Annotated in this window: 19 protein-coding genes and 1 pseudogene; 18 read left to right on the plus strand and 2 right to left on the minus strand. The window is 34.6% G+C overall.

Annotated elements, in window-relative coordinates; genetic code table 11:
• Positions 1-3 precede the first annotated feature (3 nt).
• From AC27FM_RS00440 to AC27FM_RS00510, 15 genes and pseudogenes are all read left to right on the plus strand, one after another.
• Positions 4-519: pseudogene (locus AC27FM_RS00440) on the plus strand (hypothetical protein); the annotation flags it as partial.
• A 317-nt stretch (positions 520-836) separates the two neighbouring features.
• Positions 837-1,349: an HNH endonuclease gene (locus tag AC27FM_RS00445; RefSeq protein ID WP_487085156.1), complete on the plus strand. Its 513-nt coding sequence runs from the start codon at positions 837-839 to the stop codon at positions 1,347-1,349.
• Between the two features lie 107 nt (positions 1,350-1,456).
• Positions 1,457-3,322, plus strand: a complete 1,866-nt coding sequence (locus tag AC27FM_RS00450) for a phage tail protein (protein ID WP_487085158.1) — start codon at positions 1,457-1,459, stop codon at positions 3,320-3,322.
• Positions 3,323-3,326: 4 nt separating this feature from the next.
• Positions 3,327-4,079 carry a hypothetical protein gene (locus AC27FM_RS00455; protein ID WP_487085159.1) on the plus strand — a complete coding sequence of 251 codons (753 nt, stop codon included), beginning with the start codon at positions 3,327-3,329 and terminating at the stop codon, positions 4,077-4,079.
• Positions 4,076-5,770, plus strand: coding sequence for a phage tail spike protein (locus AC27FM_RS00460; RefSeq protein WP_487085161.1), 1,695 nt, complete (start codon positions 4,076-4,078; stop codon positions 5,768-5,770). The genes AC27FM_RS00455 and AC27FM_RS00460 overlap by 4 nt, the downstream gene beginning before the upstream one ends.
• Positions 5,770-5,904, plus strand: coding sequence for a hypothetical protein (locus AC27FM_RS00465; protein ID WP_487085163.1), 135 nt, complete (start codon positions 5,770-5,772; stop codon positions 5,902-5,904). Before AC27FM_RS00460 ends, AC27FM_RS00465 begins: the two co-directional genes overlap by 1 nt.
• The gene (locus AC27FM_RS00470; RefSeq protein WP_487085165.1) at positions 5,905-6,180 is read left to right on the plus strand and encodes a hypothetical protein; all 276 of its coding nucleotides are present in this window, start codon (positions 5,905-5,907) and stop codon (positions 6,178-6,180) included.
• Complete coding sequence (locus tag AC27FM_RS00475) at positions 6,181-8,886, plus strand: fibronectin type III domain-containing protein (protein ID WP_487085167.1); 2,706 nt, start codon at positions 6,181-6,183, stop codon at positions 8,884-8,886.
• Positions 8,887-9,258: 372 nt separating this feature from the next.
• Positions 9,259-10,209: an RNA-directed DNA polymerase gene (locus AC27FM_RS00480; RefSeq protein WP_487085169.1), complete on the plus strand. Its 951-nt coding sequence runs from the start codon at positions 9,259-9,261 to the stop codon at positions 10,207-10,209.
• Positions 10,178-10,486, plus strand: coding sequence for a hypothetical protein (locus tag AC27FM_RS00485; protein ID WP_487085171.1), 309 nt, complete (start codon positions 10,178-10,180; stop codon positions 10,484-10,486). The genes AC27FM_RS00480 and AC27FM_RS00485 overlap by 32 nt, the downstream gene beginning before the upstream one ends.
• A complete protein-coding gene (locus AC27FM_RS00490) occupies positions 10,486-10,617 on the plus strand; it encodes an XkdX family protein (RefSeq protein ID WP_487085173.1) in 132 nt (43 codons plus the stop codon). The genes AC27FM_RS00485 and AC27FM_RS00490 overlap by 1 nt, the downstream gene beginning before the upstream one ends.
• 35 nt (positions 10,618-10,652) lie before the next feature.
• On the plus strand, positions 10,653-10,940 hold the full coding sequence (locus AC27FM_RS00495) for a hypothetical protein (RefSeq protein ID WP_487085175.1): 288 nt from the start codon (positions 10,653-10,655) through the stop codon (positions 10,938-10,940).
• Positions 10,941-11,231 carry a holin gene (locus AC27FM_RS00500; protein WP_487085177.1) on the plus strand — a complete coding sequence of 97 codons (291 nt, stop codon included), beginning with the start codon at positions 10,941-10,943 and terminating at the stop codon, positions 11,229-11,231.
• A complete protein-coding gene (locus AC27FM_RS00505; RefSeq protein WP_487085179.1) occupies positions 11,231-12,190 on the plus strand; it encodes a peptidoglycan recognition protein family protein in 960 nt (319 codons plus the stop codon). Before AC27FM_RS00500 ends, AC27FM_RS00505 begins: the two co-directional genes overlap by 1 nt.
• 132 nt (positions 12,191-12,322) lie before the next feature.
• The gene (locus AC27FM_RS00510; RefSeq protein ID WP_487085181.1) at positions 12,323-13,246 is read left to right on the plus strand and encodes a hypothetical protein; all 924 of its coding nucleotides are present in this window, start codon (positions 12,323-12,325) and stop codon (positions 13,244-13,246) included.
• Positions 13,247-13,717: 471 nt separating this feature from the next.
• Here AC27FM_RS00510 and AC27FM_RS00515 read toward each other — a convergent pair whose 3' ends face one another.
• Positions 13,718-15,070: an SNIPE associated domain-containing protein gene (locus AC27FM_RS00515; protein ID WP_487085183.1), complete on the minus strand. Its 1,353-nt coding sequence runs from the start codon at positions 15,068-15,070 to the stop codon at positions 13,718-13,720.
• Positions 15,071-15,350: 280 nt separating this feature from the next.
• Between AC27FM_RS00515 and map the strand changes: the two genes are divergently transcribed.
• Positions 15,351-16,139, plus strand: coding sequence for a type I methionyl aminopeptidase (map, locus tag AC27FM_RS00520; protein ID WP_487085185.1), 789 nt, complete (start codon positions 15,351-15,353; stop codon positions 16,137-16,139).
• A gap of 89 nt (positions 16,140-16,228) precedes the next feature.
• On the opposite strand, the gene AC27FM_RS00525 is transcribed toward map, so the two are convergent.
• Positions 16,229-16,795, minus strand: coding sequence for a hypothetical protein (locus tag AC27FM_RS00525; protein ID WP_487085187.1), 567 nt, complete (start codon positions 16,793-16,795; stop codon positions 16,229-16,231).
• A gap of 437 nt (positions 16,796-17,232) precedes the next feature.
• Here AC27FM_RS00525 and AC27FM_RS00530 point away from each other — a divergent pair, with 437 nt between their 5' ends.
• Both AC27FM_RS00530 and acnA read left to right on the plus strand, forming a co-directional pair.
• Entirely contained in the window at positions 17,233-17,928 is a 696-nt protein-coding gene (locus tag AC27FM_RS00530; protein ID WP_487085189.1) for a GntR family transcriptional regulator, read from the plus strand.
• 400 nt (positions 17,929-18,328) lie between these two features.
• Complete coding sequence (gene acnA / locus AC27FM_RS00535) at positions 18,329-20,995, plus strand: aconitate hydratase AcnA (protein WP_487085191.1); 2,667 nt, start codon at positions 18,329-18,331, stop codon at positions 20,993-20,995.
• Positions 20,996-21,043 lie beyond the last annotated feature (48 nt).

The following is a 21,043-nucleotide window of genomic DNA, read 5'->3' on the forward strand; positions in this document are numbered from 1 at the left end:
AAAATGGCTACCGATTTAGGTAAAGCATACGTTCAAATTGTTCCGTCAGCTAAGGGGATTAGTGGAGCTATCAAAGGACAGTTAGATCCTGAAGCGGCTTCAGCGGGTGAAAGTGCTGGATCTAAAATGTCTCTGGGATTAAAAGCTACTTTGATGGCAGGGGCAGTTGCAATTGGTGCTGCTGTTGGTAAGGTTATTTCATCATCATTAACAGAAGGTGCAGCATTAGAACAATCCATTGGTGGTGTTGAAACTATCTTTAAGAAATCCGCTGGAAAAGTTAAGCAATATGCAAATGTTGCTTATAAAACAGCTGGTATGTCTGCTAATGAATACATGCAGAATGTAACAAGTTTTTCCGCTAGTTTACTTCAGTCTTTAGGTGGTAATACAAGTAAAGCAGCTGATGTGGCCAATATGGCAATGATTGATATGTCAGATAATGCTAATAAGTTTGGTAGTAATATGGGTGATATTCAAAACGCTTATCAAGGTTTCGCTAAACAAAACTACACGATAGAATTAATGTCCGCTGCATAGGTGACTATGCAGATGAAAGTGTGTGAACCTTACTAAGGGTGTGAAGTTGAAATATAGCAGGAAATGGCTATTGAGATAACTTTGCTAACAGGGGAAGTCTAAAACGATTGTAGCTTTCGTCATGATTATCCTGTGCTAAGCTTTATAAATTAGCCAAATTATATAGACTGATAAATGATAATTCGGCATAATTGTAGTATAAAGAAAGTCAAACGACTATGAGTTTGTTACTCAGTACTGTATCTATTAGTACGATATAGGAAGTGCACACCAACTTTGAGGGAGAATGATAATCAATGGAGATGTGGAAGGAAATAGAAGATCTACCAGGTTATTCTGTGAGTGACAAAGGCAGAGTCATGAAAAATGATACAGGTCAAATTATGGTGTTAGGTAAAAATAACGGATATGTTAGGATTGTTGTTGCTAAACATGTTCATAGACTTGTAGCTAAAGCTTTTCTTGACGAGCCTGAAAACGAAGAACAACTATGGGTAGACCATATAGACGGAAATCGTTCTAATAATGATGTTTCTAATTTGAGGTGGGTTACTCCATCAGAGAATAGGCTAGCATTTGGCCATGAACAAAGAAGCATAAATAAACAGAAAAAAGTTAGAGCGACACATCTTAGTGGCAAAGAAATCATTTTCGAATCAAGGAAAGCCTGCGCCGAATATTTTGGGACCTCTGATAGTGAAGTTGTTTACAACAAGCGATATCAAAGGCACTCGTCAAAAAAAAGGACGAATCCAAAGGCGCACGATAAAAAAGGCTGGCTTTTTGAAAAAGTTGAAGATATAGTCTAATCCCTTAAGGTTTACGAAAAATCGTAAGCCTTTTTAAATACCATGAAAGTGGGGGTAATTAATGGTTAGATAATCTTAAGTTAGGTTATGGCGGTACCAAAGAAGAAATGCAACGTTTGCTTGATGATGCTACTAAATTAACGGGTGTTAAATATGACATTAATAATCTATCAGATGTTTATAATGCGATTCACGCAATTCAAGGTAAACTTGATATTACTGGGACAACAGCTAAAGAAGCTGCTAGTACATTTAGTGGTTCATTTGATGCGATGAAAGCATCATTTAAAAATGTTTTAGCCAATTTAGCATTTGGGGATCAATTGATGCCTTCCCTAAGTGCCTTAGTTGATACCACTTCTAATTTTCTACTAAACAATTTTATTCCAATGGTAACTAGGATAATTACTAGATTGCCAACTGCAATTGGAACAATTCTTAGTGGATTAGCTTCAAAGTTTTCATCTGCTGGTACTGATGCAGCCATTAAGCTGGGTATCGGTTTGGACACGGGAATGTCCGGAATTGGTTCTAAAATGATGACTACAATACAACCAATAATTACAGGATTCCAGACAGCTTTTAGTCAATTACCACAATTATTTACTACTATAGTTAATTCGATTATTCCAATTATTGATACTATTGCCATTGCTTTTACGAAGTTAGATTTTAGTGGGATTCAATCAATGCTATCTGCCATTATTCCAGCGATAACAGCAGGCTTCAGTACTATGATGAGTATTATGCAACCAGCTATTGATATGGTAGTTAATTCATTTGTTAATCTTTGGAATGCTTTACAACCGATAATTACAGCATTGGCAAGTGCTTTAATGCCAGCTTTTCAAATTCTAGGAGCATTTCTTGTTGGTGTTTTTGTTGGTATTATGACGAGTGTATCCGCAGTGTTTAATGTTCTGTCTGGAGTTATTAGTTTCCTAACTCCGGTTTTTCAATTATTGGTAAATGTTTTTAAAGCAATTGCACCTGTATTAACGGTGGTCGCTCAATGGATAGGAACTTTAATCGGATTATTCGGTGGATTTGGTGGTGCAGGTACCACTTTAAAAACAATTATGAGTAATACTTGGGAAGGAATTAAAACTGTAATTTCTACTTCTGGGAATATTATTAAAGTTGTTATTGATGCTATCAAGGCTGTATTTTCTGCATTAGGTTCTGCAGGTGGTTCTTTGAAAGGTTTATTGAGTGCAGCTTGGAATGGCATTAAATCGGTAATATCTTCAGCAGGTTCAGTTATTAAGGCTGCAATAAATGGAGTTAAATCAGTATTTAGTGCATTAGGTTCTGCTGGATCATCTCTAAAATCATTGCTTTCAAGTGCTTGGTCAGGAATAGTTAGTGCTGTATCGAGTGCAAAAAGCTCGATTAGTGGAATCGTTTCTGGAATCAAGACCACTTTTAATAGTTTAGGTAAAATAAATCTGCTTTCGATTGGTAAAAATATAGTTCAAGGATTGATAAACGGTATTAATTCAATGATTGATGCCGTTGGAAAGGCCATTGGTAATCTCGCAAATAAAGTTACTAGTGGAATCAAAGGAGCTTTAAAGATTCATTCACCTTCACGAGTGACTGGTGAACTTGGTATGTATACTGGTGCAGGGTTCGTAAATGGAATTGAATCAATGATTCCCGCAGCCGGTGAAATGTCTAAAAAATTGGCTAACGAGGTGAATCAAGAGATGGGTTCATCATCAGGGTTGTACGGTCTGGACCCAATTCAAATTAATAAGATTACAAGTATTGATTTTAACCAAACTAGTTCAACTGACACAGAATCAACGTTGGTAAGTCAGCTGAATCAAATTATGGATCTTCTCTCCAAGAGTGATCCACAGTACCAAATTATGTTAGACAGTGGTGCCTTAGTTGGTGAGCTCACGCCGGGCGTTGATAAACAACTAGCCACAAATTGGCAAAAAAATGATAACAGGATCGGTAGGTGATTAGGTGTTTGATAGACAATTTACGTTCAACGGTAGAAGCTCCAACGATTTTAATTTGTTGATTCAAAATGATTTTGAGATTGAATCTGGGGATGCTGACGTATCATACACCTCAATACCTGGTCGAAATCTTGATATTGTTAATTCCAATAACCGTTATAAAAATGGAACCTTAAAATATGAATGTTTCATTGATATTAGAAAATTCAATGATTCGTTTTATCAAAATTTATCTGATTTGAGACGTGATTTAATTTCCTGGTTAAATATCAATGAGAACTTTGGAGGATATTCGAGATTACAGGATAATCTGGATGAGAATTATTACTATTTAGCTAGACTATCAAAATCTCCAACGATTTCGTATATAAATCCTTATTGCGCTAATTTAACAATTGAGTTTAATATTGGACCAGTTAAATATAGGTTAGATTCTGATGAATTTCATGAAGTCCATTCCGGAGACAGTATATTTAATCCTGAACCTGTGAATAGCTATCCTATCATCAAAATTCAAGGGTCTGGAGCCATTAATTTAACTGTGAATGGGATTATATATAAACTCATAAATATTGGTGGAATTGCCTATATTGACTGCGATAAACGCCGCATTTATGATGATTCAAGTTTAAAAAACAATATTGCAATATTTCCAAACTACCAATATCCAATTTTGAAATATGGTGAGAATCAAATCAGTTGGGATAATGAATCGGTTGCTGTTTCAATCAAATTTAATTGGAGGACATTGATATGAAATATATGGAATATCCAGTTTTATTTGATAACTCAACATCTGACTTTTTGACGCAAGGAGTGGGCATTCTAACTGATTGTATAAGTGTAGAGGTCACCAACGAACTGAACGAGTTACCAGAATTGACCCTCAGCTACCTTGCTACTGGCGATATTGCTAATGAGTTAAAAAAAGGTCGCATAATTGTTTGCGACGTCGGCGAAAATTATTTGAAACAACGATTTAGAATCGACAGCGTTAAAAAATCAATTAACAATGTGATCGAAGTAACCGCTACTCATATCCTTAACGATCTAAGTTACAACACTTTAAAAAATAATATCAACGCTCAAGCGGTGACTCCTGTCGCCGCTTTTAATTTGCTTAAGAATAACTTAGAACAGTCTGAATCATCATTGATTATGAAATCTAATATTACGACACCTACTAATATTGATTGGTCTATGAATGGGATTACAGATGTAAAAAAAGTTCTTGGTGGTGCCAACGGCTCGTTGTTACAGATTTATAAAGGTGAGTACAAATTTGATAATAATACAATTTACTACAATTCAAAAATTGGACAGAAAACTGGCAAAGTTATCCAATACGGCAAAGATTTAATTCAGGTCAGCCAAGAAGAGAACATTACTGAAACTTATTCAGCAATTAAACCATTTACCAAAATTGGTTCTGGCGAAGAAGAAAGATTAGTCTATCTACCTGAACGAATCATTAAAGTTAATGATGATAAGTTTGAGAAATTGCGTATTCTAACTAAAGATTTCTCTCAAGACAAAATCGAAACCGTTGATCAATTGAGAACTAGAACTAATCAATACATTTATGACAATAAAGTCGGTATTCCAAAAGTTTCTTTAAAATTTGAAATGATGGACATTAAAGATGATTTAGACTTTGTTGATGATTTAGACATGGGCGATGAAGTTACTGTTTATTTTGCCAATTTAAATATCGACACAACCGCCCGGGTCATCAAAACGGTTTGGGACGGGTTGCTACATAGATACAAAACTGTATCTATAGGAGATAAGCCAGCGACTACGTCTGATTACCAAAATCAACAGAACACTAATATTAATAAAGTAGATAAGAATGTTGAGAACGTATCTAAAGATGTTTCGACGATAAAAGAAGATGTTTCCGATTTAAAAGATAGTGATGCTGATAAAACTAAGCTGATGGATGAATTAAAGAAAAAAGTAACAGACACTAGGGATGACATGCTTAGCTACATAAATGGTAGCGGTCGGGATGTAATCCAATTTATTCCAAATCGAGAGAATCCAACTGATCTGGTCGCTAGTCCAAATGGTAACAATTACGGATTAAGACTGAATTCCAAAGGGTTTTACTACGATGGGAAAGGTACTGTAGCAATCGATAACCGTGGAAATGTATATGCTGATAATTTTGTTGGTCAAACAATTACAGGAGTGATGATCCGCGGTGGTGAATTAAGTGGTGTAACTATAAGTGGTGATACGGATATATCACTAGGATCTGGATCGAGTAGAACATCAATAACAAGTTACGGTATTTCAACGCCAAATTTGACTGTCTATAAGATTGATGGTCTAAGAGGGATGGCCACTGTTGCCGACGGATATGTGTATATTAACGGTGCTAAGCTCACTGGTACTTCTGATGGAGATTTATTAGTGAATGGCAGAAAGGTGTTGACGTCCTAATGAGTAGTAACGCTGATGAGGTAATCAAGGATATATCTCAAAAGTTAGCTAATACGCAAGTTGAAAATTCGATTTTATATATTGAAAATATTCATCTTAAAGCAGAGTTGGAAAAAATTAAGGGGGAAAAATAATTGGCAAATATCTATATAAAAATCAATGAATTTGGTGCTGTGATTGATTATTTAAAATCTGCGGATGATTCAGAATATAATTTTGAACAATCTGATAGTTTTAAGTCAGATCCAACTTTGGTAGAACAAGGCTATATATACGTGCATTTAATTGATACTGAGGCGCCGCTATTTGAAAAGTTGCATCAATACTACACATATTACGACGGTCAGTTACACCGTCCTTATAACTTTGATAGACAAATAATTGAAAATATTTTAAAAGGAGGTAATTAAATGAGCTTACCAAAAATTGTTTTAGAGACAGAAAAAACGACCCCAGTTTATGGCTTGCCGTTGCGAATTAGACAGGGCGACAAAGGGGACGCTTTAGAAGTTCTATTAGGAAAATCGTTTGTAACTTATCCAGATTTAACAGATATTGATGTTACTTTGATTGCTGAAAGAAGTGATCAAACTTTAATTAAGGCTGCGGCTGCTACTAAAAATGGTAATACCTTTAGTGTGACATTGCCAGACGCAATGTATGTTAAACCTGGTGTGTTTAGGCGTGTCTATTTTAAGATTGGTGATGACTCCACATCTGATATCAAGGTAGAGGTATTGAGTGGTACTGGTTCTAGTTCTGCAAATGGTAATTACATTCAAGACTTTGAGGACTTACTAGATCAAGCCATGAGTTACGTTTATGCACTGAACTCCTTAGCTGGTACATATGATGCAGTAATAGATAAGAAAATTGTTGAATTAACAGCAAAGATGACAAGCTTCGTTGCCAAAGCCAGTGATGATCTTGAAGCGGCAAAACAGTCATATTCAAATAGTCAGGTTAAGTCTGAACTTGATTCTAAGAATCAACGTGATGATTTTGATACGAAATTTAACTCTTTAATCGATTCTGACAAAGAAGTATTCGATGGTCTAGCTAGTGATTACAGTTCAAAAATACAAGCAGCAGATGCTTTAAATCAATCGACTACTGAACGTTTTGATAAACAGGCAGACAACAATAAAGCGGCACTCGAAGGTCAAGCTAAAGACTTTGAATCACGTTTTGTTACTCAAAATAAGATTTTTGAAGACCGCTACACCAATCAAAAAAATGATTTTGATAGCGAAGTTGCTAACAAAATTACAGAATTTGAAACGGATTATGTCAATTTTAAAAGTGGTTTAAGCAAGGATGTCGAAGACCTTCAAACTCAAATTACAAATAGCGGCATTGAAGCAGATCAATTAGAAGTTAAGTTAAAAGAAATTAATGATAATTTGGCGACTGTCGACTTCACTAATTTCGTTACCAAAAAAGACTTAAACGAGCTGGAAACTAGCTCTAAAGAATATGCAGATTCTGTTGGTGTAGCTTCAAATACTGACGCCAAAGTTATGGCTGATGCAGCTGAAAGTAATGCTATAGAACATTCTAATAATGCTTCCGCAAAGGCAACAAGTGAAGCTAATAAGTATACAGACCTAGCTATTACTAATTTAACTAGCGGTGATGCCGGCGAGCTATTAACTGAACAAAAGGGTAATGAGCTATACGCCAAAGTTGACGTTAACGGTGATTTGCTCATTGATGACAAAATTTTGAAAGCTAATGAGACTGGTGAACTTGAATACAATTCTAAAAAATTATTAATGGCCGTGGTTCCAACCGCTCCAATTATCGAACTGGGTAAAGCTGTTGTACCTAACGAAGTGAGCTATAGCATTACACCACCCAAGAATTTAGGTGGTTCAGAGCTTCGATACTACACAATTAGTTATAAACTTAAAGACTCAACCGATTGGACGTCTAAAGATGTGTCTGATCTGACTGGATCAATCGACAATTTGGCTGAATTTGGAACTTGTCAATTTAAGGTTAGTGTCACAACTTATGCCGGGAGTAGTGACTATTCAGAAATCAAAGAAGTAAGATTAGTTGATAATAGAATTTTTGGCGTGTCTTGGGATAGAAAATCCAGTCCTGATTTAACAAGGACTGATAGTTCGATCGGCTGGGTGGCTGGAATTAATGGCGATAAGAACGATTTTGACAATGCTGATTTGTATAAAGGAATTCATGACGCAGAAGATGATTTAGGTAATTTTTTTGTGAGAGTTCCAAAATGCTATATAAAAAAAACACAAACTGGCGAAGTTGATAACGGATTAGCGACTTGGCAGATATCTTTGGGAAGTCATGGCGAAGGCTGGTATTTACCAAAATGTTTTTGGGATTTTAAAAATGAAGAAGAGCTAGATTATGTTGATGTCGGTAAATACAACGGATCAAACGTTAGTAGCAAACTAGTTTCTAAGAGCGATCTTAGCCCTGCAGTGAGTACAACATTCACTGATTTTCGAAAGTACGCTTTAAATAACGGGACAGGATATCAACTATTGGATATTCACACAGTTGATTTATTACAAGTTCTATTTACGATTGAATTTGCTACATTGAATTCTCAAAGCATTATGAAAGGTCATACTGATGATCAATCATCTGCCTTGAAGTCGGGTGATTCGAATGGTCATCTTGGAAGTTCCGGGAATAATTCTGAATACGGTGCTATGAATTATAGAGGAATCGAAAATTTGTGGGGCAATTTGTATCAAGCCGTTGATGGTGTGAACTTTAGTGGCGGCAACATTTGGGTATGTGATGATTCAACAAAATATCAATCTGGACTGTTGGCAAGTCCTTATCAAAAAGTTGGATACTCAAAATCTACATCTTCTGCTCAATATACGAATGCTCTAGGTTTTGATAATTTGAATCCATACGCTCAATTTCCGACGAGTTACGGCGGAGATTCCCAAACATACTACTCAGACCAGTATTATTATGCAAGTGGTACAAACGTCGCCTATTTTGGGAGCTATTATAACCAGTCCGTTGGAAATGGTGGCTTGTGGTTTTGGTACTCGTACTGTTCCGCTTCGGATTCGTACGCGAATTACGGTTGTCGTCTGCTTAAAAAAGCTTTGCTTTGAGGGGGACTGGGGGAAACTTCCCTCAGGGTTTAAAATATAGGGATATTTGATGTTGGTGGCTTGTGGTATTGGAACTCGAACTATTCCGCTTCGAATTCGAACGCGAATTACGGTTGTCGTCTGCTTATTATTATATTGCATCGAATAATCCTTGGCGCTTGCCAAAAATTAGACCGAAAAAGTACGAGCTAGTAACCAATGTGAAAGTTCGTAAGGTTAATAAGATTTTAAACTGCATAAACGCAAAAACAGAAAGGAGATAACAATCTGAAAAGAGTTAATAATTTATTTGAAAAGATAGTTGATATTGAAACTATCAAGCTAGCTATTTTTGAAGCATCGAAAGGTAAAAGAAATCGTAAAGCTGTTAAAGTGATTCTTGATAACCCCGATTTCTATGCTATGAAAATTCAGGATATGATTTTATTTGATAGCTATGTACCAAGCGAGCTATCCGAACGAATAATTAATGATGGCAAGAAAGAAAGGATTATCGTTAGTCCAAAATTCTATCCTGATCAAATTATTCATTGGTCAATCATGTTAATTCTTGAACCTATTTTGATGAAAGGCATGTATGAATATTGTCTTGGTTCAGTTAAAATGCGAGGCATCGAGCTCGGCAGGAAAATGGCAACTCGCTGGATTCGAGGAGACCCAAAGAAAACAAAATATTGTTTAAAAATGGATATTCATCATTTCTATCAAAGTGTGGACAAAGATATTCTAAAACGAAAACTTCGCCGAAAAATCAAAGACGATAGAACTTTGCATTTATTAGACTTGGTAATCGATTCTTATGAAAGTGATGGGCTTCCAATTGGGTTTTATACATCGCAGTGGTTAGCTAATTATTATTTAGAAGACCTCGATCACTTGATCAAAAATGAATGGCAAGCTGTTTATTATTTGAGATATGTTGATGATCTAGTTATATTTGGTCCAAATAAAAAGAAACTTCACAAGTTACATTTGAATATTATTAGTTATTTGGAACAAAATAAGTTACAACAAAAGCCAAATTGGCAGATTTTTAAAATCAATGCACGTCCATTAGATTTTTTGGGTTATAAATTTTATCGCGATCACACAACGATTCGCCGAAGAAACTCATTAAAAATTAAGCGAAGAATGATAAAAATCAGCAAGAAAGATAAACTCAATCATTATGATGCGGCTGCTATCATCAGTTTTTGGGGCTGGTTGAAACACTCTGATAGCTACAATTTTTACAATAAATATATTAAGCCGGTTTATCCAATGAAAAATGCTAAAAAGGTGGTGTCAAAAAATGCAATTAGAATTTCAAGGGAAAGTTCCTGAAGGATATGTAGTCTATCAGGCTGATCCGATTACAGTTGATAACGAAATCTACGTTGGCTGGAAAATGGTCAAGCAGAAAGCTGTCACAAATAAAGATGGCGAAACTGATTATATTGATGATGCTGAAGCCCTCGTTATTTACGACAAAATAAATCAATTATTTAAAAATGATGAGGAAGCTCAACTCAATAACGCTAAAACGTTATTAAACCAAGCTAATCAACAAATCTTCAATACTGAAGTCCTGAAAAAAATGGCAGAACAGGAGGTCAAATAATGAATTATTTTAGAAAAACAGTTATCGAGTATTTTAAAAGAGGCTTGTATTCAAATGATGACTTGTCTACTTTTTTAAAAGCCGGATGGATAACTGAAGATGATTACACGGAGCTAACTAAAACTAGTTAGCTTTTTTTATTTTTAAATTAGGGAGGTGGTTAATTTTGCCACCACAATCATTAAGTTTAGAACAAATAGGTATTCTAATAGGGATAGTCGGTACACTTGGCATTGGATTTGTTTGGTTATTTAATATGTGGATTATCCAACCGTTGACCAAGTCGATGGATGGTCTATCCGACGAGATTAAGGAGTTTAAAAGTGCGTCACATCTAGAACATTTAGATTTTTTAGACAGATTTAACAAGTTAGATAGTCGATTGGATAAGCATGATCGAAAAATCGACGTATTGGCTAATGATATGGATAATTTGAAAGAGAAGGTTAAATAAATGGAGATATTTCAGAATTTGAATTTGGTTGATGCAACGGAGCTAGTATTGATTGCACTATGCTGCTATGGTCTAACATCCGCGGCCAAAAAGTCTAAATTGAAGAACAAGTATATGCCATTTATATCAATGGCGGTAGGTGCCATTGTAGGCATTACAGTAGCCCTAGTGATGCATGATTATGAATTGGGAAAAGCAGGACTGATTGGATTCTTAGTTGGAGGTTGGACATCAGGATTATTTACTGGGGTTAAGGCAGTAATTAATGACAAAGAGGAAGTGACAAAGTAATGACGGATTTTAATATTGATAAAACTTACATGCTTGGAGCCAATGAAGGTTCAAGCCAACGTACAGCCAATAATTTAATTGTGTTGCATGAGACTACCAATGTTGGTGCTAAAAATAATGCCATCTATTTCAAAAATAATGTAAATACAGCACAGACATATGTTCAATATGTAATCGGGGATGGTGGCAGGATATATCAAGTAGGTGAGGAAGGTTATGTTGCTTGGGGTGCTGGGAGTTATGCTAATGCTAATTCACCTGTACAGATTGAACTGGCTAGGACGTATGATAGTGTCACTTTTGAAAGGGATTATGCAACATTCGTTAACTTCGCACGTGCTAAAGCTAAACAATATGGAATACCAGTAGAACTGGACACATCTAATCAGCGTGGAATTAAAACACATAAATGGATATCAAATAATATTTGGGGTTCACATGTGGATCCAGTTGATAGCTATTTGAAGCCTATTTGGGGGATCACTCAAGATCAGTTAGCGCATGACATTGCGAATGGTATAGGGAACACGGCCTTAGAAGTCGCCTCTCAGACTCCAAGTAGAGATCAAATTACTATTAAACATGGACCAATCACAGGTATTGCTGGTTGGACTAAAGACGGTAATATTATTAAAGGTTCTAACTCAAAATTAGTAAATGCTTCTAGCTGGAAAACGGTAGGTATTAAAAAGATCAATGGATTACCGATGTATCAAATCGCTACTGATGAATTCGTACCGAAAAAATATACTGATCAAGCAGGAATAGTTACTATAAATGCTATTGCTGGTGTAAATACAGTAAATTATAAAGGTGATAAATTAGGACATGTTTTACATGACTTATCCCAATGGAAAACTGAAAATAAGTTATATCAAATTAATGGACGTGATTATTTTAAAGTTGCAACAGATGAGTATATTGATGCATACTACACAATTGGCGGTGGGAATAAGTAAACTAAAGAAGCTATCAATCTAGTTTTATATAGATTGATAGCTTTTTTGTGGGATTGAATAAATCCTATATGTAATAGTGTTAGTATAATATACTAGATTAATAATGACTTTTATTTAGAGAGGGATTGTAAAATGGTGTATAGCTTTAATGATATTAAGGGATATCATTCTTTATCAGATCAAATAATTAAATGCTTAATGAATAAGGGTTATTTTAGTGATTTTAATGGAATCCAAGACACAGAAAAAATATATCATTATACTAACTTTGAAGTTGCAAAAAAGATTTTGGAAAATGGATGTCATATACACAAATCGGACACTATGAATGATTCTATGGAACAAAAATACACTTATAACTTATTCGCGGATACATTAAAAGAAGTATATCCTGAAAAGGAATGGTCAGAGTGGGTAAGCGGAAGTGTTTCGGAAATTAAACAAGATTTTCTTGATTTTTATATCTGGTCATTCAGTAAAAATAGAGATAATCAGGCTTTGTTTGGAAATTATACATCACCGAACGATGGCGTAAATATCGGCTTTAACGCAGGACTATTATTTAACTCATTAGTCAATAGATTTTCTAGTGATGTTAATCCATTGTTGGGTACTACAGATAAGCAAATTTCTGTTATTTATGGTAATTGTGTTTATGATTATAATTTTCAAAAATCTTTGATGAAAGATATGGTGAATGAATATTTGGACGCTTATTATTCGTTACGAGATGGTAAAATTAAAGATAGTCAACAACTTCTTTTGGATTGTAGAAGATCCGTAGCATTTTGCAGCTTGATTTTTAAAAAAGAAAATCTTTATCAGGAAGAGGAAAGTAGAATTATTTTATGTCATTCTAATCGTAATCATTTGATTTTATCTGATGGAACAGATGGGGATAGGCAGTATTTGAATTATGATGTTAATAATGATCCTCAATCATTAGATTGTATAACACTTAGAACGGGTTCTAAAAATAGTATAGAAAATGTAAACTTATTTTTAAAAAGCTCAGGATTTAAAAATTTGGCCAAAGAATCAGAGTTAGATTATTAATTTCTAGTGTGCTGTAAGATTATTTTTTTGCCCCAAAGTTGCCCCACAGAAGGACATTGTTTACTATTTAAAAGGATTTGTATAGCATTAAAAAATCCTGTACTCTCCTTAGCGATAGTTTCCTGTTTATTACCATAAATGTAGAAACATATAGAAAGCGTATCATATCAAGTATATGAGCGCTTTTTTGTGCTCTTATTTTCTTAACCAGTTTATATCTGTTCCTATTCAGAAGAAACCGTACCATATGAGTGTATAGGGACAACGGAGATTTTTTAGGTGTCATAATTGCTAAATTCAACAATGAAACATTAAGTAATAAAAACATTTTTGATAATTATTATTCTGGATTTTTTGAGACCGCTATGAACTTTGGTTTTAATTCAGAATCAAATACTTATAATCAAGTGAATCAGGCGATGTCGAACAAATTAAAAACTGAAATGAAATTAGATGGTGAAATTAATTTATTTATTGATAGGGCATATTGTAGCTATTATTCATGGATTCTAATTTCAGTGTTTCTCGATACTCAGCTGCTTCAGGCACTTCTTGAAAATCAATCGTGAGGTCTTTATAATTCTCTAATTCTTTTTCAATCTCACTGATACTTATTCTGAAATATTCTTTCCTTTTATTTACTTTGTTGATTCTATAATCTGAAAATCTTTCATGCAATTGGGTTTCTAACTGGTATGCGTTATAACTGAATATCAGTGCGTGTACATCAAATTTGAACGGCACCGATGCACTACCGAGTTCTTCAACTCGTTCCATTGGATCCAGTCGTCTCGTAACGCCAATTTTGACGACGTCTTTGTCAAAAGAACCGATGTTAGAAATAATATATACGTACCCAGCTGTCGCATTAGCTTCTCTGTAATCTAAATTTTGTTTGTCATTGTTGGCTGTATCAATGTTCTGCTTCAATTCCAATAAGTCATTTTTTAATCTTTCAATCTCTCTAATGTTTTTTTCATTGGATAGTTTATATTCTAATTCTCTTTGAAGATTACCAAAGTGTGTTAAATCCTTGTTGATTTTATTACGTTTCTCCGCTAATTCTTTTTGAAGAACTTTTTCTTCACGTTCACGTTGTTTTTGTTCACGCAAAGCCTCTTTTTCGCTTTGTTTTTTGTTCGAGTATTCAAAAGCAAGACTGAGTTCATTGAATTTTAAGTTGAGATATTGTTGTGTTAATTGAATTCCATTTTCTTCATTTAACTTATTAAGTTGCTCAAAAGATCTATCTATACGCAATTTTATTCTGTCAAAATTAGAATATGTGACTTTGTTGATGGCGGCCTCGCACTCACCATTAAATGATCGCAAAAGTTGCTTTATATTTTTCTTCTGGATGGATTTTCCTAATTCGGCTGAATTATTATATGTGATAGGTGTAGTGATTTCAGCGGCGACCTCAGCTCTGATCATGTTCTTCTGTGCCGCTCTAATAGAAGTCAATGCATCTTTGAATTCCAAAGAGGTCGCAAATTCATATCTAGGCTTATATATTCCGAATGATTCTATTTCCACTTGATCGGATAGATCAACTATCTGATTCTGAAGGTTATCTCGTACAGTGTTAAGTTCGGAAATATAGTTATTAAGTTCATTAATGTAATTCGAGGCGTTATTAATTCTCGTATTAAAATCATTCAGTTGATTTTGACGATAATTTATCATATTCTCTAGTTCGATAGGTTGCATTTGTTTTATTGACAGTTTTTCACGAACTAAATAGTTGAGTTCAGAATTTTGTTTTTTTAAGTTTTCTATTTCACTTTTGTATTCATTTGATTTAAACATATCTCCTAAAGCCATAATTTCCCCCTATGATGCTTTCAGCTTTTATGGTCATCAGCATTTGGACATTAGTATAATTATAACAGCGCTTACTTGTTAGCTATAATGCACCTTCATATACTATATAATGCCCTGACAGCAGTATTTAGACAAGTAAATTAGTACATATACTAGTCTTTATTAAAAAGATGAATTTCTGGTCAATACAGTTAAAAACAAGTATATTTATTTAGTGATAGCAAATTATCGTCTTTGGGTTATGAACTAAACCAAGAAATGTAACTATTAGGAGATCAAAATGATAGCATTAAAATCAGCACGTGAAATTGCAGGAATGCAAGAAGCAGGGAATATTTTAGTTGGACTATTTCATGAATTAGACGACTACGTAAAACCGGGTTTATCAACTTGGGATATAGACCATTTTTCATATCAGTATATTACTCAGCATGGAGCAACTCCAGGTGAGTTGAACTTTGAAGGGTACAAGTACTCGACTTGTATCAGTGTCAATGACATGATTTGCCACGGATGCCCTAGTAAAGATCTGATTATCAAAGATGGGGACTTGATTAAGTTAGATACTGTTGTAGACTACAAGGGTTATTTAAGTGATGCATGCCATGCGATAGTTGTAGGCACAGCCAGTCCAGATGTAAAAAAACTTATGGATGTAACTTTAAAGTCATTGTATTTAGGAATCGACCAAGCAATCGTAGGTAATCGTATCGGGGATATAGGTTTTGCTATTCAAGATTACGCAGAGAATCAATTGGGCTACGGTGTAGTTAGAGACTATGTGGGTCATGGAATTGGACCAACTATGCATGAAGAACCAGATGTTCCACACTATGGTAAACCAGGTCATGGGACTCGATTGAAAGCCGGTATGACGATAACTATTGAGCCAATGATCAACATCGGAAGTTACGAATGTAGTTCACCAGACGAGACAGACGGTTGGACGATTAGAACTGTTGACGGTAGTTTGAGCTGTCAATACGAGCATACTATTGTGATTACTGACGATGGTCCTAAGATTTTGACATCAGTTGATCATGAACGTGATGCAAAATATTTACTATAATTAATATTCTATTTAATCATGATGCCCAGCGAATCGCTGGGTATTTTTTTGTAAAAAAATAATGCTCTAAAATTAGAACATTACTTTAATTAATAATTAGTATCTGAATAGTTGCTGTCGTCAGTGTTTTCGTCGTAGCTATATTGATTGCTAGGAGAACCATCCTTGTTCAAGAATCCCCGATCCATCCCACTTTCAGTTTGTTGCTCGCCGAATGTTTCCATGTAGTCTGGAGTGCTCTTTAGTGCATCATATGTAGACATGCCATAGTGTTCCACCTTGTATGCCGCAGGAGACATCCCATATTTATTTAAAAAGCCAGTCAGAGTATTTTCATCATAAGAAATTCCATTGTTGGAAGCAGCTTGCTGCTGAGTCGTGTTATTTTGTGTTTGATTAGTAGACTGATTCTGTTGTGGAGCAGCCTGTTGATCAGTAGTTTGATTTTGAGTGGTTTTATTTGATGTATCAGAACCTTTTTTGTCACTATTCTTTGGTTTAGTGACCTTCTTTTTAGTTTTCTTAGATGATGATTTTTTATTTACCGAGCTTTTAACATTGCTGTCGGTTTTTTTAGTGCTCTCAGAATTATTAGAACATGCAGTTAATAGTAAGCTTGTAGCAAGTAACATTCCCCAACTAATGAATTTTTTCATAATTTATCCCCCAATAAGTTATATTTACTTAAATGGTATCATTGCTAATAAATTCACACAATGTAGGATCTATTATAAAAAAAGGAATACCCGCCACATTTCAATCAATACATTGAGAAGGAGGTATCCCACGTTCAACTTCAGCGATAATCGTATCTCTCAGTTCAGAAAATAGATGGCAGATTTTACTAAGATTGTTTTTGTAAAAGTTAGAAACAACATATGAAATTTTAGTACTAGGTTCATTTTTGATAATAACTACAGAGTAGGTTACTTTCAAATTGAAACTCCTCACTTATTCATTTTTGTTATTTCGTGTTGCAAGTTCATTTTATCTTATATAGTGATATTTCTGAAATATTACGGCTTTGATTTTGGGAATCAAAGTAAAGCATATAGTTTCTGATATAATATTATTTAGTATAGGAAGTGATCATATGGATACAATTGCTCAGATCATTAAATCAAACATGAATCCTTCGGATGATAGATCGATTCGGATAATCATTTATGAATCGTTAAGAAAGGTAATCACTCTTGGCGATATCCCCAGTGGTACAAGAATTATCGAAAATCAACTAGCCGAAAAATTGAATGTTTCAAGAACTCCTATTAGATACGCACTAAAAAGGTTATCTGATGAGGGTCTAGTTATACGTAAGGCAGATGTTGGTGTCTATGTTAAAGGAATAAATGTTAAAGACGCCTACGAAATCTTTGCAATTAGAAAAGAATTAGATGCACTTGCTACTAGAAAAGCGATGGAGAATATGAAGTCCTGTCAGTATAATGAACTTGCTAACTTACTGCATGAAACTGAATTACTTAATGAAAAAGATGACGTTGATCAAGTAATTAAGAATTTTTCACTTTTTGATGAATATATCTATAATGCCAGTGAGATGCCAAGATTAAAAATGATTGATGTTCAATTACAGGAATATCTAATTTATTTTAGAGATATCAATCTTTCTTCAAAGAAGCGTCGTAATGCCGCAATAACGGAACACGAGATGATTTATAAGGGAATGTTGAGTGGTAATCCCGATTGTGTAAATGAGTTAGTTTCAAAACATTTAGATTGTTCATTTAAGTCTATTTTGAGTGAAATGAAAATAAGAAATATTATGTAGTAATTACAGAAAATGACACAATAAAATTGTGTCATTTTTATTTTGTCAAATCTAATTCTGATATTTCAAGTTTATTAAAAATATATTTGTGAAATTTGTAAATATGTCTATTAACATATTCCATAAATATATAGACAATAATGATCCCGAAATGCCACTATTGTACGTCATATAGCCATTGGAGAGTCAAATGTATTTCAAGTTTCAGATTGTTCACAATTTATCAATTTAAATAAAAAGAACAATTTAAGAACAATTGAATACATAAAATTTAATAATTTAGGTGCTATACTCTGGGCATAAAAGAAACAAGCTGGATGAAATTATATAAACATTGATGTATAAGTTATTTCATCATTTTTCAGCCTTAATTCAAAATATAACAAGGGAGAAAATCGATATGACAGTAAATGATAATATACAAACACTTGATGGTGTGAATTATCTATCCTTGAAAAACATTACTGATCAAGCCGGAGTTGATATAGATACATTACCTTACACTATTCGTGTATTATTGGAAAATGTTGCACGTCACGTAAATGGTGATATTAATGATAAAAATGTACAACGGATTTTACATTGGCGTGATAACGTTGGTAAATCGATTTCATTTTATCCAGCAAGAATTATTTTGCAGGATTATACGGGTGTCCCGTGTGTTGTTGATTTAGCATCGATGCGGGAAGCTGCAAAAAAAATGAACATTGATCCTGAAAAAATTAATCCAGAGATACCGGTTGATCTGGTAGTTGATCATTCGGTACAAGTTGATAAAGCTGGTAATCCATATGCAATGGCATATAACATCAAACGTGAATATGAGCGTAATTCAGAGCGTTATAAGTTATTGAAGTGGGCTCAAAAGTCATTTAAGAATTTCAAGGCAATCCCTCCAGATACAGGTATCATTCATCAAATAAATATTGAACATATATCTCCTGTTGTTCAAAGTAACAAAGAAAAGAATATCTTCTATCCTGATACAGTATTTGGAACCGATTCACATACAACTATGATTAATGGATTAGGTGTTCTTGGATGGGGCGTAGGAGGTCTAGAAGCGGAAGCATGCATGCTTGGGGAACCTTCTATATTCTCTGTTCCTGAAGTAATAGGTGTTCGTTTGACTGGAAAGTTACCATCAGGAGTTGTTGCCACAGACTTAGCATTAACGATTACAAACTTGTTACGTCAAAATGACGTAGTCGGTAAATTTGTTGAATATTTTGGACCGGGATATCAAAATTTAGGAGTTGCTGATAGAGCTACTTTAGGAAATATGTCTCCTGAGTATGGTTCGACTTGTGGATTTTCACCTTTTGACGAGGAATCTATTAAATATCTAAAGTTAACGGGAAGAACTGATGATATAGTTTCCCGAGCTGTTGATTATAACAAGAAAAATAACTTATTCTACGATTCATCAACTGCAAATAGCATCAAGTATACAAAAGTCATAGATTTTGATTTGTCTCAAGTTTCAACTAGTCTCGCGGGTCCAAAGAGACCACAAGATATTATTAAGTTGGGTGACATGAGCAAATCGTTTGATGAGGAGGTTACTGCTCCACTAGGTAATCATGGATTCGGAATGACAGAATCGGACTTAGATACTGCAATACCAATAGATTTAGATGGAAAAAAAGAAACCATTCATACTGGAGATATTATGATAGCTGCATTAACTAGCTGTACCAATACATCCAATCCAACTGTCTTGATCGGTGCAGGGGTACTTGCCAAGCGAGCAGTGGAGCATGGTCTGACCATTTCACCTAAAGTTAAAACTTCATTTGCTCCGGGTTCCCAAGCAGTTACTAAATATTTAACGGCTACCGGCTTAATGCCATATTTGGAGAAATTAGGCTTCAATATTATTGCATACGGGTGTACCACATGTATAGGTAACTCTGGACCACTTCCAAAACCAATCAATGATGCATTGAAGGATACAGGGGTAGCTACTGCAGCAATTTTGAGTGGTAACAGGAATTTTGAAAGTCGTATTCATCCGCTGATCAAAGGAAATTACTTAGCATCGCCTATTTTAGTAATAGCCTATGCATTAGCTGGGAATATGCGTGTTAACCTACAAAAACAGCCATTAGGAACTGGTAATGATGGAGTTCCGGTATATCTAAAAGATATCTGGCCAACAACCGAAGAAATTAATAACTATGCAACTAAATATATCGATTCGGATATTTATAAGGATGCATATAAGAATATTTTTGATGGTCGTGAAGAGTGGAACGACCTAAAGGTCAAAGAATCAGAAACTTATGATTGGGATGACAAATCTACTTATATTGCTAACCCACCATATTTTGACAAACAGGTCAAAGGTGATATGAGTAGACCAAACTTATCTAACTTATCTGTTTTAGCTAAAGTTGCGGATTCTGTTACAACTGATCATATTTCACCAGCTGGTATGATTCAATTTGATTCACCAGCTGGAAAATATTTAGAAGACCACGGTGTTTCCGTCAAAGATTTCAACTCCTATGGATCAAGACGTGGTAATCATAACGTGATGGTTCGTGGAACTTTAGCCAATACGCAATTGCATAATAGCTTATCTAATGGCAAACAGGGTGGATTCACTAATTATTTTCCAACTAATACAATTATGAGTATTTATGATGCTTGTCAAAAATATGAAGAAAATAATACAGGACTAATTATTTTGGCTGGTAAAGATTACGGCATGGGTTCATCAAGAGATTGGGCCGCAAAAGGTGTAAAACTTTTGGGGGTTGGAGCGGTTATTGCTGAATCATTTGAGAGAATTCATCGTTCAAATTTAGCAATGATGGGAGTCGTTCCATTGCAGTATCAAAGTGGAGAAAATGCAGAGACGTATGGACTAGATGGAACAGAAAAATACGATATACATCTACCAGAAAAGTTAACTCCTAACCAGAATATTGATGTTGATGTCCGTTTTAAGGATGGTAGATCAATAACAATTGTTACAATTCTGAGATTAGATTCAGACGCTGAAATCAGTTATTTAGGTGTTGGCGGAATTTTGAATAGAGTTTTGGAAGATAAGAAATAATTCTTTAGATTAATGATTTCTGTGAAAGAAATTATTAGTTCATTATTT

This window comes from Companilactobacillus sp. y65-5 (assembly GCF_057541095.1).